Consider the following 24,699-nt stretch of genomic DNA (forward strand, 5'->3'; position numbering starts at 1 on the left):
ATTTCACCCCCCTTTGCCTGGCTCGGGCCTCCACGATTGTGGGCCCCTACCCCTTGCCAATGGGCTCCAGGCGCACCCAGTAGCGCGTCATGCGCCGTGCGCGAACTGGCAACGCGTCTTCCAGGCTGGCCAGGGCGACGTCGGTGTCGTCCAGGTTGAATGCGCCAGACAGGCGCAAGCCCGCGACCTCCCCGGCGCAGCCGAGATAACCGGGGCGGTAGCGCGCCAGCTCGTGGACCACCTCGTCCAGGCGCCAGTCGACGCTGACCAGCATGCCCTCGGCCCAGGCCTGGCCACCTGGGGCCAAGGGTTGCAGGGGGCCGATGTGGTCGGCGGTAAAACTCAGGCTGTACCCGCTGTCGATACGCACCACCTGCGACGCCCGGCTGGGCCGCACCTCCACGGCATGGGCGGCCACCGCCACATGGCTCACGTCGTTGTCCTGACGCACGCTGAAGCGGGTACCCAGGGCCAGGATGTCGCCTGCCACGGTGCGCACGCTAAGTGGCCGCGCATCCTTGGCGGTTTCCACCAGGATCTCGCCGCGCTGCAGCTGGATCAGGCGTTGGCCCGCGTCGTAGCGAACATCGACACGGCTGTCGGTGTTGAGGTCCAGACGCGTGCCATCGGCCAGGGTCAGTCGGCGGCGCTCGCCGATCCGTGTCGCATAGTCGGCACTCCAGGGCGAAGCCCGGTACCCCTGCCAACCAACGGCCCCGACGCCGAGCAACAGCGCCAGTGCCTTCACGGCATGGCGCCGGTCACGCCTGGCGTTTTCCAGGGTCTGCACGGCGCCGCGGGGAGCGCTGCCCAGGCGGCCTTGCAGTTGCTCCAGGCGCGCCCAAGCTGCGGCGTGGCGAGGGTCGGCCATGCACCAGGCTTGCCACGCGGCGCGGGTGGCGTCATCGACACTGCTGTCATGCAGGCGCACGTACCAGTCCACCGCCGCGCTGAGAATGGCCTTCATGCGTCCTCGACCAGCAGGCAATGCATCAGCGCGCGGGCCAGGTGCTTGCGCACGGTGCTTACCGAAACACCCAGGCGTTCGCCGGTCTTCTCGTAGCTCAGGCCATCCAGTTGCACGGCGAGAAACACAGCCCGCGTGCGCGAGCCCAGCCCATCGAGCATACGGTCGATGGCCATCAGGGTATCGAGGACGGCGGCGTGGGTTTCGGCAGAGGGTGCGTAGCGCTCCGGCTGCAGCGCCAGGGTTTCGAGGTAGGCATTTTCCAGGCTGCGGCGACGGTACAGGTCGATGGTCAGCCCACGCGCGATGGTCGCCAGGTAGTGCCGCGGCTCCTTGAGCGTGGCCGCGCTGCGTGCCAGCAGCACCCGGATGAAGGTGTCCTGGGCCAGGTCCGCGGCATCGGCGGAATTGCTCAGGCGCTGACGCAACCAACCGTGCAACCAGCCGCTGTGTTCGCGATACAGCGTTTCCAGGCCCGTGTGCGCAGCGCCGTCGGGAACAACGGTGGACATCACGTCCTCCCTAAAAAGATTACCAGCTGCAAATAGGAATTTGTCTCAAGTGTACTCAGTGAGGGAGGGATTGGGAATGCTGGCATGTGAAAGGAGTCGCAGGGATTGAAGTCCGCCATATGCCCTGATGGGGCCTGGGCATAGCTGGGTGTTTGGGCGAGCGCAAAGCGAGGCGAAGAGGACTTTGCTAGTGGTCCCTTTCGACTCAAAGCTGCCCCTCGCGGAGGGCAGCTAACGGCCAAATAGCTGCCGGTTAGGACGGGCAGTTACCGGCCAATGGGGGCGTCGGGCTAGCTTATTCGAAGCTCCCAGTACGCTCGCGCTCCTCTTCGTCCTCTCGAAGCTCTTCCGCTGCGATTCTTCGTTCGAGGCTCGCTCTAGCTGTCGCCAATACTGGCTTCAGTTGTTCATCGTTACCGAGACTCAGAGCATCGAGAAGCGGAATCCGCTTCTTCAGGATTTCGGCCAAAGACCCGGACCAGCCTGAAGGCGTAAATCGCTTCAAATAGGCTTCGATTACAGCTTTCTTATCAGGAGCATTAGCGAGCACAGCCAGCGCGGCATCCGAAATAACCAACTCAGAATCGTCCACAGAGTCGATATTGGTATGCTCTTCACTTACTTGACTTCGGGTGTCGAATAGCTTGCAGCTCCGCGCCGCGAACACGTAACGATCAGACGGGGAGGCATTACACCAATCGATCAACATGTCCACTGGGACTACGCTGAGTGCTGTCTCTTTCCGATCACTGTAAGCGCGCCCAATCACCGGCGACACCTGACGGTAGTAAGCTTCTTCACCGGGAACATAAATCGCGTCGAGCGCTCGTCGCGGCATGTGCCTGAGGAACGGCGAGATAGCGTTTTTGATGACGTCCCTATTGAAATAACTACATTCCTTCGTGCGCGCAAAGGCAACTAGACCGTTCAATACCTCCAGCGCTGCTTCGGAAGAAGCTAATCGCTTCAATGAAAACTCCAATATGCTCTCAAGGCGGTAAGCACTATTGGCACGATCTCCAAGAACCTTTCCCCATTCGGCTGAGCCCAGAAGATTGAGGCAGGTTGCCGCCAGTGACTCCTTATACGCATCATCGTGATCTGATGCGCAGTGGACGACCATGGCAAAGACGTCGAGAAACACGACACCACCATCTGGCAGCAGTGCTATCGCAGAAAGCAGCTCGCCAATCTCTGCAACAGAGAATGAGTCAGTTTGTCTGCCCATCCCGAGATAGGAGTATTGCCAGGCAGGAGTATTTCCAGCCTTGATTGATTGGTGGATTCGAGCGTAAGCCGCTTGGTTCATCGGTATGCTGCAATGCAGGTCCATGATCCATTTGGCCCAAATTGCATCACTCACCGCGCTGTCGAGAAACTCCTCGGCAGAAGCGGGAGATGCGTGATGCCAGCCGTTAAGCAAGCCGCGGAGGAACAAGACACCGATGGTTCCGGGCATGGCAGTGGCGATATGTTCTTTTGCCGCATCCAAAATCCAGCTCGGGTCCGCAATCTGTTTTCCAACCCCAACCCCCAAATGAAATGCACTGGCTCCTGACTTGGTTGAGAACAATTGCGGGAGTAACTCCAAGAGAAGGCCCTCAATGGTGGCAGCAGCCTCCCCAAGCTCCTCCAAGGCCTGGTTTGATCTGCGGATGCGCTCACCAGTCGTTTCAGCTCTCTGATCTGCATCATCGTCATCAAGATCTAGGTCGAATTGATTCGATTCTAGAAGTCGAGCTCGAATCATGTCGGGTATAGCCTTCGGCTTGAGAAGTTTCTCCAGATCGCGCAGCTCGTTTTGAACCGACTCATCGAGTTGACCCGAGTCAAAGCGGAGAATGCTTTTGACCCCAAACCAACCCTGAGGCCAGCTCGCGACTGAAGCCAGTTCTTCTATTGCTGCACACACTTCTGGCCTCAGATTCGTGTCAACCCAAAGTCCTCTCAAGCGGCGTCCCAAAATAGATCTGCAACTTTCAGAAAGCTCGGACGTCTGCTTACCAATGTCTAGTGCCATGCGAATGAATGGCATGTACCACGCATTAACATCTGAGCTGGATGCAGGAGCCCATCCCTCGCTCCGCTTTCGAGCTCCGAAATCGAATCTGCTCACGGAGGTAAAATACCCTGTCTCAAGCGCCGTATCGAGCGCCAAAATCCCCAACTGCTCCCGCTTGGAGTCCCCGGATTCAAGCAGTTCTCTGACGAATTTTGCCCTTTGATTGGGTGGGGCATTCGTCCCGGATAGCACGCAGAAAAACAGAGACGTCAGGATTCCTACAATGGATTCGTGCCCCCCATTTTCCTGGGGCTCCGCCAAGGCGAACCGGACAAGAATATCGGCGGCGATATCGAAGTCTTCGTCTTCGAACGCGATGGCTTTCAACGTGTGCGCATACTGAGCACGTTGTCTGTTTTCGTCCGAAAGAAAGCTAGGGATATTGGCAGCCCGTCCAATTGCCGCTAAAGCGACCTTTGGAGATACAGGCGCAATGTTGTGAAAGATCTCATGGCCAATATCATTGAGAGCCGTTAGATCGCCCAAGCGCCCGGATGGCGAGAGCCAGTCCCGTACAAGCTCGGCGGCTTTTGTGCTTTCATGTAGGTAACCAAGTCGCCGCGAGAACGACCGGGCAACACGGTCGTTCGCGTTATCGACAAAGATATTCACGATCTGCGATTTGGGTATCGCTTCTAGTGCCTGGGCTGCGAGTCGATTAGCAATCGCGTGTGGCAAAACAGCACGCCATTTACCGCGCACCTGTACGAGACCTCTTCGCTGTAAATCAACCACTTTTCGCTGTAGGGTGATCAATGAAACGTCAGCAACAGCGGCAATTTTGTTGAGCTCTGAGTCAGGGCCATCGTCTTCGCCGTCGAACGAGTACAAAATACTGGCCGCTTCCGCGCAGCTGAGGAGATCTTCATTCTCGGCGGACTTCTGATGAAACAGGCGCTTGAACAAGTCGGAGTCTCGCAACCGCGCCAGCTCACCAGTCGTCGTAACCGTCGCTGCCAACGCAAACGCGAGGCGAGCGTTACCGTCGGAGAATGCGGTGATGGTATCGACATCACTGAACGATAGGACTGGATAACGCCGCTGAAGAAGTTGCTTGATTACGTCATCGGAGGAGCCTTCGAGACGGTAGCACTTCGTGGCGTCTGGTAAGTCGTCTCGAACGTCGTACTCAACAGTAACCAAGCCTATCTTGCTGCCAGACTTTTTCAGCAGCTCGGTGAGCCTCTGATGAGTGTCAGCTCCGCAGTTGTCCACGACGAGAACACACTGACTTCCGTCTTCAATCAGCGCTTCGAGCATCGCTGAAGGTTGAGGTGAAGGTCCATCTGAAAGGTCCGTGTACAGCACGTCGTCAGCACTCAGCGCAGCCTGATGTGCCCTCACGCGCGGATCGAAGAGCGCCTGTACCAGTCTCGTTTTGCCGACGCCAGATAAGCCGACAATGCGTACGCTTGCCCCCTTCGACAGGTCGATACGCAGGCGATCAATGGCGGCCGAAACATTAATGCCCTTCTCTGCGTCAGGCGTGAACACATTGACTCGATCATCGATCAGATATTCGGAGTCGACGGTCGTCTCTTGGTAGGCCCATCCCGAGTATGGGCGCCAACCCACAAGTGGCTTGCCTAGCTGGTGTTTTACCCAGGCGACGATCGCTGGGTGTTGCTCGACCCAGTCTGCAATCTTTCTCGCGTCATAGAAGGCAATATGCGGCGAGGAGCCGAGGCCGTTGGCCGACAAGCAATCTCTCATCGCATTGAGTCGAAGATCGAGAGCGGATTCGGAGGTATCGTCTCGCGTCGCGGCGATGACGTAACTTCCTTTGGTCGTAGCGAGGTCGCGTATTGCTTGCCTTAACACTCCCTTGGGCGCCATTTCCCCAGGTATCTTGCCGGGGGGGAACACCTCGGCCTTTACCTGAAAGGCTGTGTTGTCATTGGGTAGATAGCCAGATATCCCCAGTGGCGGATTTATCTCTACCCTGACGTCCACCCCTCCATCTTTTGCTCTTTGATCGCCACCCCAGGTGACGGCCGACTCGGAGCCACCGTGCTTGCGAATCTCAGCCCGACACAATCTTGCGATCAGTGCGCGCGCTTGCTCGTCGTTCAGGGATTTTATGTCCGCTGCGTCTACGTGAAATAGTGTGTGCATTTTAGGGGGACGTCAGGCTGACTAAGGCCTTAGCTTATAGCCTGAAGGCCTTTTGATACAGCAAGGACTGGCAAGACGGAATAGTTGAGGGTTGGTTCCATCCGGCTAGCATGGCTGCAAACCAAACTGGGAACTCCAGAGTCCTCCGGGTATTCATCTCTGGCCGGTAGAACCCTCCACGTGGTAAGGCTGGTTGCCTTCGGTGCCACTGCTTGGAAACCTGGATGACTGCTTCTGGCCGCTCTCTGCCAGTCACCACAGGCAGGTGTCGACCCAAAGCGGCCGTCCGCGGCGGGCGGCTACCGGCCAGAAGCAACCGTACATGAACGACCGATTCCGACCCATAGCCGTCATCGGGCCGTGAGCAAAAATCGACCAGACGCGCCTGCAGGCACTGCTGTCACCGTCGAGTAAGATTCCTTCGCTGCCGGGCTGAGCTCGAGCTGGTGCCATCCCGGGCGCTCCTGGCCAATACAGTCGCAATACGGCCGTGTGGCGGCAGCTGAAATACTCACTGAGGTGGCCCGGCCTACGTGACCAGGGCCGGAACCCTTGATGTACTCAACTGGCTTTCTTGTCAGAAATGGTTTTGAAGATCAGCTCAACCGGGCTGGAGAACGGGATCTCGTCCATGGTGCCCGACTTGGTTGATCTGAACAGACTCTCCAACACCAGCTTGCGGTCTTCCTCGGACTTCAGCTTGCCTTCGTTCAGCAAGGCCAAGTATGTCTTGGTGAACGTAATCCGCTCCTCGGCTTCCAACGTCAGGTGTGAGTGGGTATTGAACTGGCGAAGCGTAATTCTGATGAGAATTCCCAGAAGTGTGATCAGCAATGCAACCCCGGCCAAATCCGCGATCGCCGTAGCCACTTCAGATCGAGCAGCGCCTGGCACCACAGCATGGGGCGGTGTTGTGGTCACTGCGGATCCGGTATCTGCAGGCTCCGTTTGAGCTGAGTGTTGAACAGGGTCGCCAGCCTCAGCAGAAACGGCCGCAGGCAACAGTGCTGCAACGAGTCCCACAGAAGAGCCGTTGCCGTCCGCGCTTTGCTGACGGTACTGACCGAACGCGCTTGAGAGCCCCGCAGCCCCACCAACCCCGTAATAGCCCATTACCGAAACGAACATGACGGCCATGCTCATGAGCACCGCAAAAAACCAGACGACCTTGAACACTGAGTGATTCCGTTTGCGCACCATCCAATATTGCACAGACGCATTCAGGTCTACTTGATCGTGGTACGCAGTTTTCGCGGATTCAAAAGAATCTACAGCGTCGGTAAATGCCGTGCGGGCTGAATTTCGCGCGTTGAGCAGATAGGCAGAGTAGCGTTTGCGACGTCGGATGTACGCGTTCTTCAACGAGTCGCCCAAGCTGTCGAGGTCTCGCTTCGCCGACTGGGTGGACTCGCTGATGTCGGTTACGTAGGTATTCACTGCATCCGTTGCCAAGTCAGCATGCGAAACGAATCGATCTAACGTTTCCAACATCAACGCAGAGCGGGCATCAGCCCCTATGGATGAAAAACCTTGAAGCGAAATGGCAATTTGAATCGCAACCGAACGCTCAAAGGTGAGCCGATCGCTGATTGCAAATTCGCTAATCCTTTCGTCACGAGCGACCAAGCTCCTGGTGTATTTACTCAAATATAGGATTGCCAAGGCAGCCGTGACATCATCGTACTCCCGCCTCGTTTTGGCGATGAGGTAACCGGCATCACTGTCATTGAGTAAAAATACGGACGTCTCGCTTCCCAGCTTATAGACAGATATCTTGCTATCTTCCATCTCCTGCCTAATCACAGAGATCGGATCGTAAAAATAGACCCGAAAAATGGCTTTACCGACCTCCTGATAGGCGCCCGTCATGTTTATAAGCCACTCCCACCCCCGGCAAATGGATTGCAAATAATCTTTGAGCTCATCCCTGGATTTGAACCTTAACACGTCGCCGTTTAGACGTAAGACTACACCCGTGCTTTTTGACATCAACATCTTCCCCTGACAAATGAGCGAGCACGGATTGTTTCATAAGTGAGAGCTCGAGCTGTGGGCTAACCGCGCCTACTTCAGATTCTCCACCCTGTGCGCTTTACGCCCTTTCTGAATCGCCCTTGGTTTTGTAGACACATCGAACGGCTGCTTCGGGTCGATTTCTGCCCGTCGTGAAGGGCAGCTTTGGGTCGATAGCTGTCACTCGCGAGTGAGCACAATCGACCCAAAGCGGCCAACTGCGTGAGCTAAACTTTCCAGGTCAACGAGGCAGCTCACAATCCAAAGCGCCGCGTAGGGCCGCAATAACGTCATCAACACAGGGGCCTTGAACCGGTGGAGGCACAGGGCGTTCACAAAATTCCCGCCAGACAAACAACATCAGTTCTGCGCCATCTGTTTGCAGCAGCGCGCTGTCGATTGAGCCGAAGGTTTGCAGCAGCCTGTACCTTTCGTCGAGCCAGAACAAGGCTTCCACCCAGTCATACACTGGGATGAAGTGGAAGTGAATGGAGTAACCGGCATCATGCCCAAAGCGACCGATATACAAGCGTTTGGGCCGGAGATCCGCTTCGATCGCGTGCTGAATTCGCGCCTGCAACTTACCCAACTCTGCCTGCGCTTCGAGCGGCAGTGCTGCCAGGGAATTGGTCATCTGCTTGGCACTGAGCATCAGGTAGCCTGGCAACGCACTGTCCATGCGCTGATTGAGAATCCAGTACCTGGATTCATGGATGATGAAGCGAGTCGGTATATCCATGGGGCGGCCTTGAGTGGGTCGGTCGCAGGGTAGCATTGCAGCAGATCTATGTCCGATTTTGGCTGATTGCGGGCCTTATCCACTGGCCGCTTTGGGTCGAAAGCAGCCGGTCGTGACTGACCCAATCGACCCATAGCAGCCGGTCGCATCAGGCAGAAACCGGCCAAAAGCAGTCGCTCAGGCAGGACTGCTTTTGACTCACAATTGCCGTTGGATTCACCCATCATTCAGGAGCTGTTCCCCTGCTGGGAGGTGGTTCGCTACCGCGTCCGGTCATGCAGGTTCCCAAAGCGGCTGCCAACGACGCATCTCGCAACGAGGGGCGGCGTTGGCTTGCTTTCTTGGCTTTACCCGCGCAGTGCGGCGGGCAGATCAGCAAGGGAACAGCTTGCTCAGACAGCTGAGTTTTTTCTTGTAGGAACGTCGGGCTTGCAGCGCCTCTTCCAGTGTCACCGCGACAAAGCGGGCCTTCTGGTTGGGTTGCATCTGGCCGACCAGGTCGAGGTCGGCGCTGATCACCGTGCCAATCATCGCATAGCCGCCACCGGACACTGCATCGCGGTGCAGAATGATGGGCTCGAGCCCTGCCGGCACCTGGATAGAGCCTATCGGGTAGCAGCTGTCGACGATGTTCGAAGGATCGGAGCCGGCGCCGAACGGCTGCTCGCGAGGCTGGAAGCTCAGCGGGCTGCCACCCTTGAAGCGATAGCCAATGCGATCTGCCTCCGAGCCGACGGTCCAGGCTTCGGCGAAAAAGCTGTCCGCCGCCGCCAAGGTCAAGCGATCGTAGTACAGCCCCGGCACCACCCGCAGGGTGACCTCCCCTCCCAGCGACTGTCGCAACGCCATGGGCAGACTCGCCCCGACGCGCCCCTTGCCGCTGGCGGCGCCTATCGGCAGTTCATCGCCGATCACCAGCCTACGCCCCTGAAAACCACCCAGCGCCCCCAGCGCGTAGGTGGAACGACTGCCGAGCACCACCGGTACATCGATACCGCCGGCCACCGCCAGATAAGCCCGTGCGCCAGCCTTGGGAAAATCGAAACGCAGCACTTGTCCGGCCTTCACTTCGAAGGCGGTGTCCAAGTGCATGTCCACGCCATCGACTTTCGGCGTCATCTGCGCACCACATACCGCCACCAGGGCGTCCTGCTGAAACTCCAGCTCCGGTCCCAGCAACGTGCATTCCAGCGCCGCCGAATTGGCCGGATTGCCCACCAACTGGTTGGCCGCGCTCAGGGCGTACTGATCCAGCGCCCCGGAAGGTGGTATCCCCAGATGGTAGTAGCCCTCGCGGCCGAGGTCCTGCACTGAGGTGGCCAGACCGGGTTTGAGTACCTTGATCATGCCAGCACCTCCTGCAGCGACTTGGGATAGCCGATCGGGTCGGCGAGGAACGCATCGAGCGAGAACGCAACTGGACGGATGCGCAGATCGAAGCGTCCGGCTTCGACCTCGGCCACGGCGTGGTCGTAGGCATCGCGGTCCATCGACTTGAACTGCACGATGTCGCCTGGACGGAAGAACACCATGTGTTCCTTTAGGTACGCCAGGTTCTGCTGCGGGTCGTAGATCGGTGCCGGAGTGACGCCAAACATCTGGTAGCCACCGGCGCCACGTACCGAGTAGATGCAACCGAAGCAGCCGCCATGGCCCAGGGTCAATTTCGGCGTGTCGGTACGGGGTCGCAGGTACTTGGGCACCTGCAACTGACGTTCGCGCTCGACCATCTGGAACATGAACGGCAGGCCCGCCACGAAGCCCACCATCGAAACGAACCACGGCGCGCCACTGTGGGCGGCGATGAACGCCTCGACGTCGGCCAAGCCGTTGATGCGCGCGGCGTACTCCAGGTCCGTGGCGTTCGGGTCCTGGTGGCGGTCGCGAAAACGCATCAGGGTTTCGTGGGTCCACGGATCGTTGTAGAGCACCGGGATCTCGATGATCCGGGTATGCAGGGTGCGCTCGGCCACGGCCTCGGCTTCGGCGCCCTTCACCGCTTCGAGCAGATCGGCCGGGGCGATGCGGTCCGGGTCGAAACGGATCTGGAACGAGGCGTTGGCCAGGCACACGTCGAGCACGCCATCGAGGGCCAGGCGCTCCACCGCACGGGTTACCGCCATACCCTTGAAGAAGGCTTCAAGGGACATGCTGTCGCTGACTTCGGCAAACAGGTGTTCGTCGGCGCCAAAGCTGTAGCGAATCGAACTGCTCATGCTGCACCTCCGCTGCGGCGCTCGGCCAGCCAGGTTTCCAAAGTGCCGGTGTGGAAGTCGGCGGTGTGCAGCCAGGGTTGCTCCAGCAACTCGCCGTGCAGAGACAAGGTGCTGGCCATGCCCGTGAGCGTGGTCTGCTCCACGGCCAGTCGCGCGCGGGCCAGGGCCTCGGCGCGATCGCTGCCATGGACGATCAGCTTGGCCAGCAGCGAGTCATAGTATGGCGGTACCCGGTAGCCTTCATACAGATGGCTGTCGACGCGCACGCCCTCGCCTTCCGGCCAGTTCAGCGCTTGCACAAGACCCGGGCTTGGGAAGAAATCCCGCGCCGGGTCTTCGGCGTTCAGGCGCATTTGCAGGGCCGCGCCGTTGAGCCGGATATCGCTTTGCTTGAGGCCCAGCGGTTCGCCGCCGGCGATGCGCAACATGGCTTGGACCAGATCGATGCCGGTGATCAGCTCGCTGACCGGGTGCTCCACCTGGATCCGCGTGTTCATCTCGATGAAGAAAAACTCGCCGGTGGCGTCGTCGTACAGATACTCAAGGGTGCCCGCGCCCTGATAGCCCAGGGCCTCGGTCAGGCGCACGGCACTCGCGCAGAGGGTCTCGCGCTGCTGCGCATCGAGGACCGGCGACGGCGCTTCTTCGAAGATCTTCTGCCGGCGGCGTTGCAGCGAACACTCGCGTTCGAACAGATGCACCGCATGCTTGCCATCGCCCAGCACCTGCACTTCGATATGCCGGGCCTTGCCGATGAAGCGCTCCAGATACACCGCGCCGTTGCCGAAGGCGGCCTGGGCTTCGCGCTGGGAACGGGGGAATTCTTCGCTCAGTTGCTGCGGGTTTTCCGCCAGGCGAATGCCACGCCCACCGCCACCGGCCGAGGCCTTGATCAGCAGCGGGAAGCCGACGGATTCGGCGGCTTTGAGCGCCGACTCCACATCGAACAGTTCATCCGGGGAGCCGGGCACCACCGGCACACCCGCGGCTTGCGCAGTGCGCCGGGCTTCGGCCTTGTCGCCCATGCGCCGGATGGTCTCGGGGCTTGGGCCGACGAAAATCGCCCCGGCGGCTTGCACCGCTTCGGCAAATTCGGCGTTCTCCGAGAGAAAGCCGTAGCCTGGATGCACCGCGTTGGCGCCGGTGGTCTTCAGGGCACCGAGCAGCGCTTCAACATTGAGGTAGCTCTTGTCAGCGCGGGCCGGGCCGAGGATGTGCACTTCGTCGGCCATGCGCGCGGCCAGGGAATCGACGTCTGCTTCGCTGCACGCCGCCACGGTTGGAATCCCGAGCGCTTGCGCGGCGCGGATGATCCGCACGGCAATCTCGCCGCGGTTGGCGATCAGCAATTTACCAATGCCTTGAGTCATGGTCGTGCCCTCACGCGTCTTCGAGTGTAGCGATGACCTGACCCGGCTCCACCGGATCACCGTCTTCGACCAGAAACGCATCCAGACGCCCTGCCGTACCCGCGGTCAGTTCGGAAAACTGCTTCATTACCTCGATCAGGCCAATCACTGTGTCGGCGCTGACGTTGGCACCGGCCTCGACGTAGTTCGGCGATTCCGGGGTGGCCTTGCGGTAGAAAGTCCCCGGCAACGGGGTGATGACTGTGTGCTGCGCCATGTCTGTTCCTCTTGGAATAGTTGTAGAAAGGCAGGCAAAAAATCTGTGTGTCGAGTAAGCCCTGGCGTCTGCGTGCCAGGTTTATTGGGGTGCGTTATCGCGGTGCGCGCACCTGGATCCCCGCGCAATCGAGCGCATTACGGGTAGCCTCGACCAGGGCCAGGGCACCGGGTGTATCGCTGTGCAAGCAAATGGAGTCGAATTCGATCGTCAGGTCTTCACCCTCCACCGTGCGCACCACGCCTTCCTGACAGGCACGCAGTACCCGCGCAGCTACTTGCGCGGGGTCGTAGGCACGCACGTTGCGGGTGAAGACGATGGAGCCGCTGAGGTCGTATTCGCGGTCGGCGTAGAACTCGCGGATCACCGGTTGGCCGAGCTCCGTGGCGATACGCCAGATGGTCGAGTCAGGCATGCAATACAGCAGCAGTTCAGGCTCGAGGCGCTGCAGGTTTTCCACCAGCAAACGCGCCGCTTCCTCGTCCCGGGCCAGGTGCATGTACAGCGCGCCGTGGGGTTTGATGTGTTGCAGGCCTACGCCTTGAACCCGGGCGAGTTCACGCAGGGCGCCCAGCTGATACAACATGTCGTCCACCAGCTCCTGGGCCGGTGCATTGATGTGACGGCGGCCGAAACCGACCAGGTCGCGAAAGCCCGGATGGGCACCGACGGCCACGCCCAGGCGCTTGGCCTGCTCGACAGTGCGACGCATGGTGCCGGGGTCGCCGGCATGGAAACCGGTGGCGATGTTGGCCGAGCTGATGAAGCCCATCAGTTCGTTGTCGACTCCGTCGCCGATAGTCCACGGACCGAAGCCTTCGCCCATGTCCGAATTGAAATCTACTGCCTGCATGACACTCGCTCCTGACCCTTGTGACTTCATGCAGAGCACGTTAAATTCCAGCCACCCCCTTGGGAAGATCTATTATCAGAGGGGATATCTTCTGAAAATCAGATACCTCATCAAGCGGAGTGTTCATGTCACTGACCCTGCGCCAGGTTCGCTATTTCGTCGCCACGGCCGAGATCGGGCAAATCTCCCAAGCTGCGATTCATTTGAATATTTCCCAGTCGGCGGTGACCACAGCGATCAAGGAGCTGGAGGGCATGCTCGGCACGCTGCTGTTCCAGCGCTCGGCCCAGGGCATGAGCCTGACCGATGCCGGACGGCACTTTCTCAATCGGGCCTACGTGATCTTGCGCAGCGTCGACGACGCCCTTAACAGCCCACTGCCGGACGTTCGCGCCACCGGCCTGTTGCGGGTAGCGGCCAGTTACACGGTGATCGGCTACTTCCTGCCGCACCATCTGCAACGCCTGGAACACTGGCACCCGGACGTGGCCATCGAAGTGCATGAACGGGAGCGCCAGGCCATCGAGCAAGGCCTGCTGGAAGGCGAATTCGACATGGCGGTGGTGCTGACCTCGAACCTGACCCACCCGGACATCGTCTCGAAAACCCTGTTCAATTCCGAGCGCCGGCTGTGGCTGCCCAGCCATCACCCGCTGTGCGGACACTCGGCCGTGAGCCTTGCCGACGTCACACACGAGCCCTTCATCCTGCTTACCGTCGACGAAGCCGAACAAAGCGCCATGCGCTACTGGGAACATGCCCGACAGCAGCCCAACGTGCGAATCCGCACCAGCTCCGTGGAAGCGGTGCGCAGCATGGTGGCCAACGGCAGCGGCGTGGCGATCCTCTCCGACCTGGTACACCGCCCCTGGTCGCTGGAGGGTAAACGCATCGAAACCGTGACCATCACCGACAAGGTCACCCCCATGAGCGTCGGCCTGGCCTGGCATCGCGAGCGGGAATTCAGCCCGGCGATGCACGCGTTCCACAATTACTTCCACGACGCATTCCTGGCGCCGCAGCAACTTTCCGCACGGCGCTGAAAGCAACGAAAGCCTATCCGACGGATGGACTGGCCAACAGCAATTAGTCCACCAATCTGCTCAGCAGCCGGTGCCCGTCAACTGTAACCTCCACCATCGCCGACAGCATGACGCTGTCTGCACCATCCTGTGTGTGGACAGTCCAAAAATCAGGCGGCTGGAAGCGCACCCCGAATGCGCCTGCCTTCGCAATCACATAAACGTTCAGCACCTGTCCTGGTTGCATGAGGGTGTTATCGTTTGTGTAGCCCTTGTAACCCAGCACCTGCGGTTCCTGTACCCGTGACTGCCCCATCGCATAGCCCGCGAGTTCATGAATCGCAACCGCCTGGTTGGCATCAAGCACCTCTTGAATGGCCTGGCCCACGTTGAACAGCGGCTCGCCACCACGAACCTGATCAATGCCACTACGCAACGCGCTGCGGGCTGTTGCCAACAACTGACGCTGCTGTTCGGTGGCGTTGGCGGTGGCAAATGTCCAAACCTGGGCGACATGGGCCTGGGTCGACGCGGCCACCAACTCAACTTTAACCAAGGCTGCGTTCGGGAATGGGGTATCAATAGGCGGTGCGTTACCCACTTGGCTATTCACCGACACCGGCACGGCTGCCGTATAGCCTTTGTAGCCCACCAGCATTGGTAGCCAGCCGTAGCGTTCGAACTGCGTCAATACGTAACGTTGAATCGCCGCACCGCTGCCGCCCTCGCGGATCATCGGCTTGACCTTGAGTAACAGGTCACTGGCCAACGGTGCGAGCCGAGCCTCCTCGGCAAGAATTGTCGAGCTATCTAGTTGAGTGATGCCAAGCGCACGGGCGCGATTAGCTTCGGCATAATTCTCGAGCGACGACTCTGTGGCGAAAATATTCACGCAATAGAGCAACAACAATATCCCTATGCTTCTCAAAACTTAACTCCTTGACTACCACCCACAGCGGCAGCTTTGGTTCGGAAACAGCCGGACACGCGCGACTGAGTCGCCTTACAGATAATAATCACCAGGTCTGATGCCGCCCTCACACAGCGCCGTGACGATGAACGGCCCCTTCCTCGCCAGATACTCAGCCATACCGCCGGTATTGGTGGCCTCCAGCTCGAGTTTGAGGTCTTGATATCGCTGCCGGAGGGAGGCATTTTTCCTGAGCAGATCCCTGAACGTCAGCATCTGGATCAAACGAGAACAGGCCTCTAATGACCTCGCACCACCTGATCAGGCAATGCGCCCAGGCTTGCGAGAAAAACTTCGGTATCTCGATTGCACCGCAGGCAGACCACGCGACAACCCGACGGGGCGGTCGCCACGAATCGCCTCATCGCCTCCCGGGACGAGTTCTTCGTCCGCCACATGAACCTGAAAAACTCCGGCAGGTTGGCCAGCAGCTCCGGACAGTCGTCCGGCAAGTCAGGCCGAGATCGACCGTGGCTCAGCATCGTTCTGAAGAACACACGCCAGAATCGAAGCGGCGCCGAGCGATCGATCCATATCAACGTGTCAGCGCGGGCCAGCCGGTTTTGCCATGTCGTCGAGTGCCCGCCTTCGAAGATCCAACGCTCCCGGGCCTCGACCTCATGGCAAAGACGCGTCTTCTCGTCACGGCTGCGCTCGACCCACCCTGGCTGCCAGTGAATCGTGTCGATATGCACGACCGGTAAGCCTGTGCGCTGGCCAAGCTTGCGCGCCAGGGCACTTTTCCCAGAGCCTGGCTGACCAATGATCATCACCCGTTGCATTGGAGCTCCCTCTCGCCATGCCTGCTGATTTTGGGGGGCGCGATTGTACGGCAATGATCGATTCGGTCAACTGCAAGCGGACTCATACTCTGAACGTCCGCTGCTAGTTGCAAAACACCAATCACTGCGGGCCCTTGCGCACTACAGCCAAACTAGAGTTCAGGCGTGTATTTCACACTGAACATGACGTTACGTGGGTCGCCGTAGTAGTTGTTGTAGTCGATGGTGTTGTAGGCCGGCTGGTAGTACTTCTTGTCCAGCAGGTTGTTGAGGTTCGCCGCCACGGTCACCTCGTCGCTGACCTTGTACGCGACCCGAGCATCCCAGATGGCATAACCGGGCAGGTCGAAGACGTGGTCGTAGGAAGTGGTGCCAGTGACCGCTGTGGTGCCCAACCCCACCGAGGTACGGCTCCAGTTACCCGGCAAGGTGTAGTCGGCCCACAGTTTGAACTGATGCTTGGGCGTCCAGGTGCTGTAGACCTTGTCCTTGTAGTTGGCGTCTTCCAGGTAGCGCGTGGTGTTGTAGACGTAGCCGGCCATCACTTGCAGGCCACTGAGGACTTCACCGCTGACCTGCGCCTCCAGGCCCTGGCTGCGCACCTTGCCTGAGGCCTTCGAGCAGTACCAGCCATTGCAGTCCATCGGCCCGCTGCGGTCGAGCACCGCGTGATGCTCCTGGTCGTAGCGGAACAGCGCGACCGAGGTGTTCAGCGCCCCGTCGAACAACTCACCCTTGAGCCCCAGTTCGTAGTTGCTGCCAATGATCGGCTCGACCACCGAACCGCTGCTGGTGCGTGCGCTCTGCGGCTGGAAGACGTCGGTGTAGCTGGTGTAGACCGACCACTGTTTGTTCAGCGCATACACCAGGCCCGCATAGGGCGAAACCTTGCCGTTGCTGCTGGTTGTCGATTCGCTGTAGCCGGTGCGGGCGAAGGACTGGGAGGCGTAGCTGTAGTCGTACCAGCTGGTGCGGGCACCGACGATCAGCTTCAGCGGCTCGGTCAGGTTGACCGACCAGCGCGAATACAAGCCCTTCTGGGTGATCTGGTACTCGGTCAACTCGCCACGACCCCGGCTTGCCAGGCCGTAGATGTCCGGCATCGGGCGGTGGTGGTCGACGTTACTGGAGTCTGCGCCGAAAGTGGGAGCCCTGGCCCAGCGGTCATCGGTATTGATGCGCGAGTAGTTGGCACCGAGCAGGAAGGTCTGCTCGAAACCGAAGCCGGTGAACTGGCCGTCCAGGTACAGGTCCAGGCCCTTGCTGTGGGTGGTGAAATCGGTGCTCCAGTCGATGTAGGTGTTGTTGGTGGAGCCGTTGGCCGGGAGGGCATCCCACAATGCCTGGTAGGTCGCGCCGTTGTGTTCGCTCATGTACACGCCGGCAGCCTTCAGCCGCCAGTCGTCGTTGAGCCGGTAGCTGGCGTCGAGGAACACGCTGGTCTGGTCGTTGTTGGCGCGGTTCCAGTCCGCGCCGACATAGGTCGAGCGCGACCAGTCGGGGTTGCCGCCGTCGGCATAGCGCGGCAGGCCGAGCATGGCCGGGCGGGCTTGGCCCTTCTGGTTGGCAACGCCAAGGCCCATCGTGAAGTCCGGGGTGAAGTCATAGTCCACGGCAGCGTAGACGGTCTGGTTCCAACCACGCACATAGTCGATGAACGAGCCGTTGTCGTTCTGGCTGACCACCGTGCGTGTACGCAGGGTGCCCTCGGCATTCAGCGGGCCGCCAGCGTCCAGTTGCAGGCCATAGCGGTCCCAGGAACCGGCCTTGCCGGTCAGGCTGACCACCGCCTTGTCCTGCCCGCGCTTGCGTACCAGGTTCATCGCCCCGCCCGGGCTGTCACCGCCTTGCAGCAGCGCGGCCGGGCCACGCAGCACTTCGACACGGTCATAGAAGCTCAGGTCTTCGGTGAGGTAGCTGCCGAGCGAGTAGGTATTGCGCGGGATCGGCACGCCATCGTACTGCAGCGTGTCGATGCTGAAACCGCGCGAGTAGATGAACAGCCCCGACCCCGGCGAACGGCTGGCGGTGAGGCCGGGCGTGCGGTTGACCAGGTCGCTGATGGTCTGGGTGTTCTGGTCGTCCATCTGCTGGCGGGTCATCACCGTGACCGACTGCGGGATGTCCTTGAGGGTCTGTACGCCCTTGCCCAGGGTGACCGCGCCGGAGGTGTAGGAATGGCTGCCCTCAGTGGTGGTGACCGGCTGGCGGCCGATGACGCTGGAGGCGTCCAGTTCCAGCGCACCGTTGCTGGGTTCGCTGGGCAGCGCGATCAGATACTGGCCATCGGCTGCCTGGGTGAGGCTCAGGTGGCTGCCGGCGAGCAAATGGCGCAGCGCCTGTTCGACGCTCAGTTGCTGGTGCAGTGTCGGCGCTTGTACCGCGTGCGCGGCGTCAGTGTTGAACAGAATGCGGCTACCGGTCTGGCGGGCAAGGGCATTGATCGACTGATCCAGCGGTTGGGCCGGCAGGTCGATGCGGTAGTGCGTCTGTTCGGCCTGCACAGGCCCGGCAAGCAGAAATCCGAATGTCGCCAGGCCCATGGCCTGACGCAGCGGGTGGATAAAGAGCGTCATGGAATCCCCATCAAAGCAAGTGAGAATGCGTTTCATAGGGATTGGCGTTTGTGCTGACCCGCACATTGATGCAGCGCTGAAAATTTTTTTCAGCGCTGCACGTCCACCTGCACAGCACCGCTCTTGTCGCGGCTGACTGTTACCGGCGCCAGCTGCGGCAGGCTGTCGAGCAACTGTTCGACATTGCCGGTGGGGAATTCTCCGCTGAGCCGGTGTTGCCTGGCGGTCGCGCCCTGCAGGCGAATCGGTGCGTCGCGATGGCGGCGCAGTTGCGCCAGGACCGACTCGAGCGGGGTGCCGTCGAAATGGAACAGGTCATGCCGCCAGGCGTCTCGTTCGCCGGGCTTGCTGTCATGCACCGGCCCCAGGCGCTGAGGGTTGGCAAACAGTTGCTGGTTGGCCGTCAGCCGTTGACGCGCCTTGCCGTTGTCCACTTCCACCTCGCCCTCCAGAACAGCCACCCGCACGCCGTCCAGGTCGCTGCGTACATCGAACACCGTGCCGATATCGCGCACAGCCACGCCCTGGCTGCGCACGATGAAAGGCTTGGCTTGATGAGCCACGCTGAACAAGCCTTCGCCATCGAGCAGCTCGAACTGCCGACTGCGCAGGCGATACTCGATGCGCAGCACACTGCCGGCGTCCAGTTCGACCACGCTGCCGTCGTCCAGGTGCAACGTTTCGCGACCGCTGCTGGCCACCTCGACCTGGCGGTAGCCCAGCGCCGGGTCGGCCAGCCAGGCCCAACCGGCCAGGGCCAGCAGCAAGGCCGTGCCGGCAGCCTTGCGCCGACGATTGGCGTTGCGTGCGCTCTGCGCCTTGGCTTCCTGCAAAAGCGCCTCACGGCTGGGCACCAGCGCGCGCAAGGATTCAGCGTAAGGCTCGAGGGCATCGCGCGCGCCCGGCGCGGTACGGCGTTGCATCGATCAGGCCTCCGGCTGCCAGCGTTGTGCGAGGGTGCGCATGGCCCGCATGAAATGCTGGGCAACCATGTTCACGGAAATCTCCAGCTCCTGCGCGATGTCCTTTTGCGGCATGCCGTGGATGCGGTGGAGCAGGAACACCTGGCGCTGGCGCGCCGGCAATGCGTCTATCACCGCCAGCAAGGCACGCAGGCGTTGTTCGAATTCGAGCGCCATCGCACCGTCCAGCTGGTCGCAGTGCTGCTCGACCACGGCGATCTGGCTCTGCGCGTACAGCGTGCGGGTGCTTTCCGCACGGCGCCGGTCGATTGCGCGGTTGAGCGTGGCACGCCGCAAAAAGGCCATGGGCACGCTGATGGCGTTGAGCGGCGGTTTTTCCAGGATCTGCACGCACACATCATGCACCACGTCGCGGGCAAAATGCTGATTGGAAAAACGTCGGCGAATGTGCTCGACCAAATCGTCGTAGTGCAAGGCCAGGGCTTGCAGGAGATCGTTGTCGGTCGAAGCCATGACGGCAACCAATTGATAGTGAATCTCATTTATATCATGGGGTTTTCGCGTTGAGCAACATCGGGGATCGCCCGAACACCCACGCGACGGTTGGAGTACATGAGCATTCCGAGCCCCGTTTCAACGCAGCATGGGCGAGTGCAGATACATTTCGTACAGAGCCTAGGCGCCGGTCATGGCGCTTGATCAGCGCCATGCCGCCTGCTCAGACTATGCCCAGTGCCACCGCCAACAAGAAGCGCGCCATGACCGACATCCCTCAGATCCCCTCTCCGTCCGTGCATGCCCTCGACCAGCCGCGCACCTTGCTGTTCCTTGCCTACCCGCAGATGGGCCTGCTCGACCTCAGCGGCGCGCAGACGGTGTTCTGGGCCGCGACCAAGGCCCGCGCCGCGCGCGGCCTACCCGGCTACCGGGTGGTCACCGCCAGTCTCGAAGGGGGCCTGGTGGCCACCGCCGAGGGCCTGGCCGTCGCCACCGAGCCACTGGCGCCCTGGCTGCACGAGCCCTTCGACACGCTGGTCGTGCCCGGCGCCCCGGAGATCGTCCGCACCCTCCCCGATCACGCCGAGTTGATCGCCTGGCTGGCCCAGGCCGCCCAACGCGCCCGACGTACCGCTTCGGTATGCAGCGGCACCTTCCTGCTGGCCGCCGCCGGCCTGCTCGATGGCCGCCGGGCCGCCACCCACTGGGCGATGTGCGATGCCCTGCACCGACGCTTCCCGGCCATCGAGGTGGATGCCGAATCGATCTTCGTGCAGCAGGATCAGGTATGGACTTCGGCCGGCGTCAGCGCCGGCATCGACCTGGCGCTGGCCCTGGTCGAGGCCGACTGCGGCCGCGAGGTGGCCATGCAGGTGGCCCGCGAATTGGTGGTGTTCCTCAAGCGCCCCGGCGGGCAGGCACAGTTCAGCGAACTGCTCAAGGCCCAGGGCGAGGACAGCGACGCCTTCGAGACCCTGCACCTATGGCTCAGCGAGCACCTGGGCGACCCGCGGCTGACGGTCGAGCGGCTGGCCGAGCAGGCGCGCATGAGCCTGCGCAACTTCACCCGGGTGTACAAGCACAAGACCGGCCGTACCCCGGCCAAGGCCATCGAGGTGTTCCGCCTGGAGGCGGCGCGCCGCTTGCTGGAAAACTCGGGCCAACATATCGAGCAGGTCGCCCGCCAATGCGGATTCGGCAGCGAGGAACGCATGCGCCTGGCGTTCCAGCGTCACCTGGCGGTGACCCCGCGGGACTATCGAGCGCGCTTCGCCCGCAGCGTGCCGCTGGCCGAAATCCAGGGTTCTTTGGCCTAGGGGCAAATCTAAGGGGGCGCTTAGCATCTGCAGCACGCCTGTCGGGCCGTCATCCAGGCTCACTCACTAGGCGTACCCTTTTTCCACTGCCGCAGCGACAACATCGATAATCGCGGCACCCAGGAGCCCCTCATGAAACAGATCCTGATCATTGGCGCAGGCTTCGCCGGGCTGTGGAGCGCCCTCGGCGCCGCCCGCCTGCTCGACCTGCACAAACGCGACGACGTGCTGATCACCGTGCTCGCGCCCCAGGCGGAGCTGCACATCCGCCCACGCTTCTACGAACCCGACGTACACACCATGGCCGCCCCCTTGCAGGCGGTGTTCGACGCGGTCAACGTGCGCTTCGTCAAAGGCACGGCCTACCACATCGACCAGGCCAGCCAGCAGGTGGCCTATCGTCAAGCGGGTGGTATCGAGGCCAAGCTGGGTTACGACCGCCTGATCCTGGCCTGCGGCAGCCTGCTCAACCGCCCGGCGCTGGAAGGCTTCGACCAGCACGCCTTCGATGTCGACAAGATCGACTCGGCCACCCGCCTGGAAGAACACCTCAAGTCCCTGGCCGCCCGCCCCGACAGCCCCGCACGCAATACCGTGGTGGTGGCCGGTGGCGGCTTCACCGGCATCGAGACCGCCACCGAGCTGCCCAGCCGGCTGCGAGCGATCCTGGGCGACAAGGTCAAGCCGCGCATCGTCGTGGTCGACCGCGGCGCGAAGATCGGCGCCGCCCTGGGCGACGGCATTCGCCCGGCCATCGAACAGGCATCGGCGGCGCTGGGGATCGAGTGGATCTGCGGCGCCACGGTGGCCTCGGTGGATGGCGGCGGCGTGCTGCTGGACAATGGTGAACGCATCGCCGCCAACACCGTTGTCTGGACCGTGGGCTTCAAGGCCAACCCGCTGACCGAGCAGATCAGCGGCGAACGCGACCGCCAGGGCCGCCTGCATGTGGACGGCCACCTCAAGGTCATCGGCAACCCGGCGGTGTATGCCGCGGGCGACGTGGCCTACGCTGCCTGTGACGAGGCCGGCAATTACGCGGTGATGTCCTGCCAGCATGCCATCCCGCTGGGCCGCTACGCCGGCAACAATGCCGCCGCCGAGCTGATCGGCGTGGCGCCGATGACCTACAGCCAGCCCAAGTACGTCACCTGCCTGGACTTGGGCGCCTGGGGCGCGGTGTATACCGAAGGCTGGGAGCGCACCGTTTCGCCGCCGACGGACAAGGCCGAGGCCAAGCAGCTCAAGCAGCAGATCAATTCGGTGTGGATCTATCCGCCGGCGGCCGACCGCGCGGCAGCGCTGGCGGCAGCCGATCCGTTGATCCCGGTGGCCTGACGGTACATCTGCGCGCGCCTACAGGGCATCTCGAGTACCGACGATGATGCCCTGCTCACGCAACTGTCGCAGCATTTGCAGCCCCTGCTGCAGGTGCTGATCCCCCAGCGCCCGCAAGCGCTCGCGCCCGGTGCCGGGCAAGCCCACCAGCAGTTGCCAGGCCAAAGGCGCCAACCGGGCGAAGCGCACCTGCAGGTCGGCGTCGCGGTACACCAGCAACAAGGTGGGCTGCTCGGGCGCCTCGTCGGGCTGATACTCGGGGCCGATGCGCTCCACCGGCCAGCGGTAGGCCAGCACCCGGGCCACGCACGATAGCAGCGGCTCGCCGGCCAGCAGGTCGCCGTCCGGATCATGCGGCGGATCCTCGGCGTCGCTCAGGTACAACTGCGCTTCGATCCATTCGTAGTGCGCCAGCTCCAACTGCCAGGGGGCGTCCGGCGCGACGCCCTGCAGGTAGTCGATGAAGGCTTCGGCTACTTCGGTGAACAGCGGCGTCTGGCTACGGTAATGGGCGTAGAAGTCACGCACCCGGGCATGCCAGCGCTGATCGCCAAGGGTCCGGCGCATCACCGGAAAACTGCCGGCCGACAGCCCTTCGATGGCGCCGTAGAACAGTTCGCGGTAGACCTTCAGGCGTCGCACCTCGATACCGGGCGGCGGCGGGTTGCCGACCGGGTCGCGCAGGTGGCGGGCCAGGGTGAACTGCTGGTGGCGCAGGGTTTCGGTCATGGTCTTACGCTCCATGGGCACGTTGCACGTCGCGGATGCGCGCCGTCTCGGCCAGCAACTCGGCCAGCGGCGGGTAGTTGAAGTCGCGCTCGAGCACGGTGGGTTGCGCGCCGAAGCGCTGGCAGGCGTCGGCGAACAAGGCCCAGACATCCTCCTTGACCGGCGCACCGTGGGTGTCGACCTTCAGGTCCGGCGCCTCGTCATAGTGACCGGCCACATGCATGCCCACCACCCGCTCGCAGGGAAGGCCGGCGAGGAAGGCCCGGGCGTCGTACCGGTGGTTGCAGGCGTTGACGAAGACGTTGTTGACGTCCAGCAGCAGGTCGCAGTCGGCCTCGTCGAGCACGGCGCGGACAAAATCCAGCTCGGCCATCGCCTGGTACGGCGCGGCGTAGTAGCTGATGTTCTCCACGGCGATGCGCCGGCCAAGGATGTCCTGGGCCTGGCGGATGCGGGCGGCCACATGGTGGACGGCCTCGTCGGTGAACGGAATCGGCATCAGGTCATAGAGGTGACCATCGTCGCTGCAGTAGCTCAGGTGCTCGCTGTACATCCGCACCTGATGGTGGTCGAGGAACTGCCGGGTGCGCTGGAGGAAGCCGATATCCAGCGGCGCGGTCCCACCCAAGGACAGCGACAGGCCGTGGCAGGCAATGGCAAAGCGCTCGGCCAGGCGCGCCAGGCCCTGGCCGAAGGCGCCGCCGACACCGATCCAGTTTTCCGGGGCGCACTCGAGGAAGTCCACCGCGCCTGCTTCCATGGTCAGCAGGTCGGGCAGCAGGCCACGGCGCAGGCCGAGGCCGGTTTGCAGGTTATGTTGGGGCATGGTCTGGAGGCTCCGCAGGGCGTTGAGCGGGATCGCGGGGCCAACCCGCTCCCACTGTGCATGCGTGGGCGCGGGCTGGCTGCGCGATAGGCGTCAGGATTTGCCGGTCAGATGGCTGAACAGCCCATCGGGCATGGCCTTGCCATTGGCCTTGTAGATGGCCGCCAGGTGATCGTGGGCCTCCTGCTCGGAGATGAAACCATCGTGGTTGCGGTCGATCTTGTCGAAATCGGCCGCCCGGTCCTTGGCCACCGCCAGGAACTCCTCGCGGGAGACCTTGCCATCGTGGTTGCTGTCGGTGCGGGCAAAGGAGGCGTCGCCGCACTTGCCCTCACCGCACTTGCCCTCGGCGCCGGCCTTGGCGCTGGCACCGCACTTGCCCTCGCCACATTTGCCTTCGCTTTGCGTGGACTTGCCGCTGGCGCCGCACTTGCCCTCACCGCACTTGCCTTCGCCGGGGGTCTTGGCGGCAGCCAGCTGGTAGCCCTGGGCCAACGGTTCTACGGCGAAGGCGCTGTTGCCCAGGACCATGCCGCCGAGCAGGGTGGCGCCGAGCAGGCCGAGGGTTTGACGGGTCGTTTTCATGGTGTCGCTCCACTGTGGTTGGAAAGTGGAG

General features: G+C 61.7%; 21 protein-coding genes and 1 pseudogene. 3 read left to right on the forward strand and 19 right to left on the reverse strand.

From position 1 onward, the window contains the following. Positions 1 to 46: 46 nt before the first annotated feature. The 10 genes from KSS90_RS15690 to KSS90_RS15735 form a co-directional block, all read right to left on the reverse strand. A complete protein-coding gene (locus tag KSS90_RS15690) occupies positions 47 to 967 on the reverse strand; it encodes a FecR domain-containing protein (RefSeq protein ID WP_217866308.1) in 921 nt (306 codons plus the stop codon). Beyond that, positions 964 to 1,479: a sigma-70 family RNA polymerase sigma factor gene (locus KSS90_RS15695; RefSeq protein ID WP_217866309.1), complete on the reverse strand. Its 516-nt coding sequence runs from the start codon at positions 1,477 to 1,479 to the stop codon at positions 964 to 966. Before KSS90_RS15695 ends, KSS90_RS15690 begins: the two co-directional genes overlap by 4 nt. Before the next feature lie 295 nt (positions 1,480 to 1,774). Beyond that, positions 1,775 to 5,656 (reverse strand): hypothetical protein, encoded by a 3,882-nt coding sequence (locus KSS90_RS15700; protein WP_217866310.1) that lies wholly within the window; start codon positions 5,654 to 5,656, stop codon positions 1,775 to 1,777. A gap of 561 nt (positions 5,657 to 6,217) precedes the next feature. Continuing rightward, entirely contained in the window at positions 6,218 to 7,525 is a 1,308-nt protein-coding gene (locus KSS90_RS15705) for a DUF6161 domain-containing protein (protein WP_217866311.1), read from the reverse strand. Positions 7,526 to 7,910: 385 nt separating this feature from the next. Further along, complete coding sequence (locus tag KSS90_RS15710) at positions 7,911 to 8,408, reverse strand: HIT family protein (protein ID WP_217866312.1); 498 nt, start codon at positions 8,406 to 8,408, stop codon at positions 7,911 to 7,913. A 372-nt stretch (positions 8,409 to 8,780) separates the two neighbouring features. Continuing rightward, a complete protein-coding gene (locus KSS90_RS15715; protein WP_139670482.1) occupies positions 8,781 to 9,755 on the reverse strand; it encodes a 5-oxoprolinase subunit C family protein in 975 nt (324 codons plus the stop codon). Then, positions 9,752 to 10,624, reverse strand: coding sequence for a 5-oxoprolinase subunit B family protein (locus KSS90_RS15720; RefSeq protein WP_217866313.1), 873 nt, complete (start codon positions 10,622 to 10,624; stop codon positions 9,752 to 9,754). Before KSS90_RS15720 ends, KSS90_RS15715 begins: the two co-directional genes overlap by 4 nt. After that, entirely contained in the window at positions 10,621 to 11,994 is a 1,374-nt protein-coding gene (locus KSS90_RS15725; RefSeq protein ID WP_217866314.1) for an acetyl-CoA carboxylase biotin carboxylase subunit, read from the reverse strand. Before KSS90_RS15725 ends, KSS90_RS15720 begins: the two co-directional genes overlap by 4 nt. 10 nt (positions 11,995 to 12,004) lie before the next feature. Then, entirely contained in the window at positions 12,005 to 12,250 is a 246-nt protein-coding gene (locus KSS90_RS15730; protein ID WP_023629552.1) for an acetyl-CoA carboxylase, read from the reverse strand. Positions 12,251 to 12,344: 94 nt separating this feature from the next. Continuing rightward, positions 12,345 to 13,103 (reverse strand): 5-oxoprolinase subunit PxpA, encoded by a 759-nt coding sequence (locus KSS90_RS15735; protein ID WP_217866315.1) that lies wholly within the window; start codon positions 13,101 to 13,103, stop codon positions 12,345 to 12,347. Between the two features lie 125 nt (positions 13,104 to 13,228). On the opposite strand from KSS90_RS15735, the gene KSS90_RS15740 reads away from it, so the two are divergent. Continuing rightward, positions 13,229 to 14,146, forward strand: coding sequence for a LysR family transcriptional regulator (locus KSS90_RS15740; protein ID WP_217866316.1), 918 nt, complete (start codon positions 13,229 to 13,231; stop codon positions 14,144 to 14,146). Positions 14,147 to 14,189: 43 nt separating this feature from the next. On the opposite strand, the gene KSS90_RS15745 is transcribed toward KSS90_RS15740, so the two are convergent. The 6 genes and pseudogenes from KSS90_RS15745 to KSS90_RS15770 all read right to left on the reverse strand — a co-directional run bounded on the left by KSS90_RS15745 (position 14,190) and on the right by KSS90_RS15770 (position 19,889). Beyond that, on the reverse strand, positions 14,190 to 15,017 hold the full coding sequence (locus KSS90_RS15745; protein WP_217869805.1) for a M24 family metallopeptidase: 828 nt from the start codon (positions 15,015 to 15,017) through the stop codon (positions 14,190 to 14,192). 111 nt (positions 15,018 to 15,128) lie between these two features. Then, a pseudogene (locus KSS90_RS15750) lies at positions 15,129 to 15,338 on the reverse strand (GrpB family protein); the annotation flags it as partial. Beyond that, positions 15,335 to 15,877, reverse strand: a complete 543-nt coding sequence (locus KSS90_RS15755; RefSeq protein WP_217866317.1) for a P-loop NTPase family protein — start codon at positions 15,875 to 15,877, stop codon at positions 15,335 to 15,337. The gene KSS90_RS15755 and the pseudogene KSS90_RS15750, both read right to left, overlap by 4 nt. Positions 15,878 to 16,029: 152 nt before the next feature. Beyond that, positions 16,030 to 18,453, reverse strand: a complete 2,424-nt coding sequence (locus KSS90_RS15760; protein ID WP_217866318.1) for a TonB-dependent siderophore receptor — start codon at positions 18,451 to 18,453, stop codon at positions 16,030 to 16,032. An 89-nt stretch (positions 18,454 to 18,542) separates the two neighbouring features. Next, entirely contained in the window at positions 18,543 to 19,376 is an 834-nt protein-coding gene (locus KSS90_RS15765) for a FecR family protein (protein ID WP_217866319.1), read from the reverse strand. A 3-nt stretch (positions 19,377 to 19,379) separates the two neighbouring features. Then, the gene (locus tag KSS90_RS15770) at positions 19,380 to 19,889 is read right to left on the reverse strand and encodes an RNA polymerase sigma factor (protein WP_217866320.1); all 510 of its coding nucleotides are present in this window, start codon (positions 19,887 to 19,889) and stop codon (positions 19,380 to 19,382) included. 245 nt (positions 19,890 to 20,134) lie between these two features. Here KSS90_RS15770 and KSS90_RS15775 point away from each other — a divergent pair, with 245 nt between their 5' ends. Together KSS90_RS15775 and KSS90_RS15780 are read left to right on the forward strand one after the other, a co-directional pair. Further along, positions 20,135 to 21,190 carry a GlxA family transcriptional regulator gene (locus KSS90_RS15775; RefSeq protein ID WP_217866321.1) on the forward strand — a complete coding sequence of 352 codons (1,056 nt, stop codon included), beginning with the start codon at positions 20,135 to 20,137 and terminating at the stop codon, positions 21,188 to 21,190. Between the two features lie 132 nt (positions 21,191 to 21,322). Then, positions 21,323 to 22,528 (forward strand): NAD(P)/FAD-dependent oxidoreductase, encoded by a 1,206-nt coding sequence (locus KSS90_RS15780; protein ID WP_217866322.1) that lies wholly within the window; start codon positions 21,323 to 21,325, stop codon positions 22,526 to 22,528. Positions 22,529 to 22,546: 18 nt separating this feature from the next. Here KSS90_RS15780 and KSS90_RS15785 read toward each other — a convergent pair whose 3' ends face one another. The 3 genes from KSS90_RS15785 to KSS90_RS15795 form a co-directional block, all read right to left on the reverse strand. Further along, positions 22,547 to 23,257 (reverse strand): HvfC family RiPP maturation protein, encoded by a 711-nt coding sequence (locus tag KSS90_RS15785; RefSeq protein ID WP_217866323.1) that lies wholly within the window; start codon positions 23,255 to 23,257, stop codon positions 22,547 to 22,549. A gap of 4 nt (positions 23,258 to 23,261) precedes the next feature. After that, positions 23,262 to 24,083 carry an HvfB family MNIO-type RiPP peptide maturase gene (locus tag KSS90_RS15790; RefSeq protein ID WP_217866324.1) on the reverse strand — a complete coding sequence of 274 codons (822 nt, stop codon included), beginning with the start codon at positions 24,081 to 24,083 and terminating at the stop codon, positions 23,262 to 23,264. Between the two features lie 93 nt (positions 24,084 to 24,176). Beyond that, positions 24,177 to 24,668, reverse strand: coding sequence for an HvfA family oxazolone/thioamide-modified RiPP metallophore (locus tag KSS90_RS15795; RefSeq protein WP_217866325.1), 492 nt, complete (start codon positions 24,666 to 24,668; stop codon positions 24,177 to 24,179). Between the last annotated feature and the right edge of the window lie 31 nt (positions 24,669 to 24,699).

It is taken from the genome of Pseudomonas maumuensis (assembly GCF_019139675.1).
Lineage (GTDB): Bacteria > Pseudomonadota > Gammaproteobacteria > Pseudomonadales > Pseudomonadaceae > Aquipseudomonas > Aquipseudomonas maumuensis.

What these genes read in the sequence shown, in the direction of transcription:
- KSS90_RS15690 (WP_217866308.1), bottom strand. Translation starts at nt 967, where the DNA reads ATGAAGGCCATTCTCAGCGCGGCGGTGGACTGGTACGTGCGCCTGCAT.
- KSS90_RS15695 (WP_217866309.1), bottom strand. Translation starts at nt 1,479, where the DNA reads ATGTCCACCGTTGTTCCCGACGGCGCTGCGCACACGGGCCTGGAAACG.
- KSS90_RS15700 (WP_217866310.1), bottom strand. Translation starts at nt 5,656, where the DNA reads ATGCACACACTATTTCACGTAGACGCAGCGGACATAAAATCCCTGAAC.
- KSS90_RS15705 (WP_217866311.1), bottom strand. Translation starts at nt 7,525, where the DNA reads ATGACGGGCGCCTATCAGGAGGTCGGTAAAGCCATTTTTCGGGTCTAT.
- KSS90_RS15710 (WP_217866312.1), bottom strand. Translation starts at nt 8,408, where the DNA reads ATGGATATACCGACTCGCTTCATCATCCATGAATCCAGGTACTGGATT.
- KSS90_RS15715 (WP_139670482.1), bottom strand. Translation starts at nt 9,755, where the DNA reads ATGATCAAGGTACTCAAACCCGGTCTGGCCACCTCAGTGCAGGACCTC.
- KSS90_RS15720 (WP_217866313.1), bottom strand. Translation starts at nt 10,624, where the DNA reads ATGAGCAGTTCGATTCGCTACAGCTTTGGCGCCGACGAACACCTGTTT.
- KSS90_RS15725 (WP_217866314.1), bottom strand. Translation starts at nt 11,994, where the DNA reads ATGACTCAAGGCATTGGTAAATTGCTGATCGCCAACCGCGGCGAGATT.
- KSS90_RS15730 (WP_023629552.1), bottom strand. Translation starts at nt 12,250, where the DNA reads ATGGCGCAGCACACAGTCATCACCCCGTTGCCGGGGACTTTCTACCGC.
- KSS90_RS15735 (WP_217866315.1), bottom strand. Translation starts at nt 13,103, where the DNA reads ATGCAGGCAGTAGATTTCAATTCGGACATGGGCGAAGGCTTCGGTCCG.
- KSS90_RS15740 (WP_217866316.1), top strand. Translation starts at nt 13,229, where the DNA reads ATGTCACTGACCCTGCGCCAGGTTCGCTATTTCGTCGCCACGGCCGAG.
- KSS90_RS15755 (WP_217866317.1), bottom strand. Translation starts at nt 15,877, where the DNA reads ATGCAACGGGTGATGATCATTGGTCAGCCAGGCTCTGGGAAAAGTGCC.
- KSS90_RS15760 (WP_217866318.1), bottom strand. Translation starts at nt 18,453, where the DNA reads ATGACGCTCTTTATCCACCCGCTGCGTCAGGCCATGGGCCTGGCGACA.
- KSS90_RS15765 (WP_217866319.1), bottom strand. Translation starts at nt 19,376, where the DNA reads ATGCAACGCCGTACCGCGCCGGGCGCGCGCGATGCCCTCGAGCCTTAC.
- KSS90_RS15770 (WP_217866320.1), bottom strand. Translation starts at nt 19,889, where the DNA reads ATGGCTTCGACCGACAACGATCTCCTGCAAGCCCTGGCCTTGCACTAC.
- KSS90_RS15775 (WP_217866321.1), top strand. Translation starts at nt 20,135, where the DNA reads ATGACCGACATCCCTCAGATCCCCTCTCCGTCCGTGCATGCCCTCGAC.
- KSS90_RS15780 (WP_217866322.1), top strand. Translation starts at nt 21,323, where the DNA reads ATGAAACAGATCCTGATCATTGGCGCAGGCTTCGCCGGGCTGTGGAGC.
- KSS90_RS15785 (WP_217866323.1), bottom strand. Translation starts at nt 23,257, where the DNA reads ATGACCGAAACCCTGCGCCACCAGCAGTTCACCCTGGCCCGCCACCTG.
- KSS90_RS15790 (WP_217866324.1), bottom strand. Translation starts at nt 24,083, where the DNA reads ATGCCCCAACATAACCTGCAAACCGGCCTCGGCCTGCGCCGTGGCCTG.
- KSS90_RS15795 (WP_217866325.1), bottom strand. Translation starts at nt 24,668, where the DNA reads ATGAAAACGACCCGTCAAACCCTCGGCCTGCTCGGCGCCACCCTGCTC.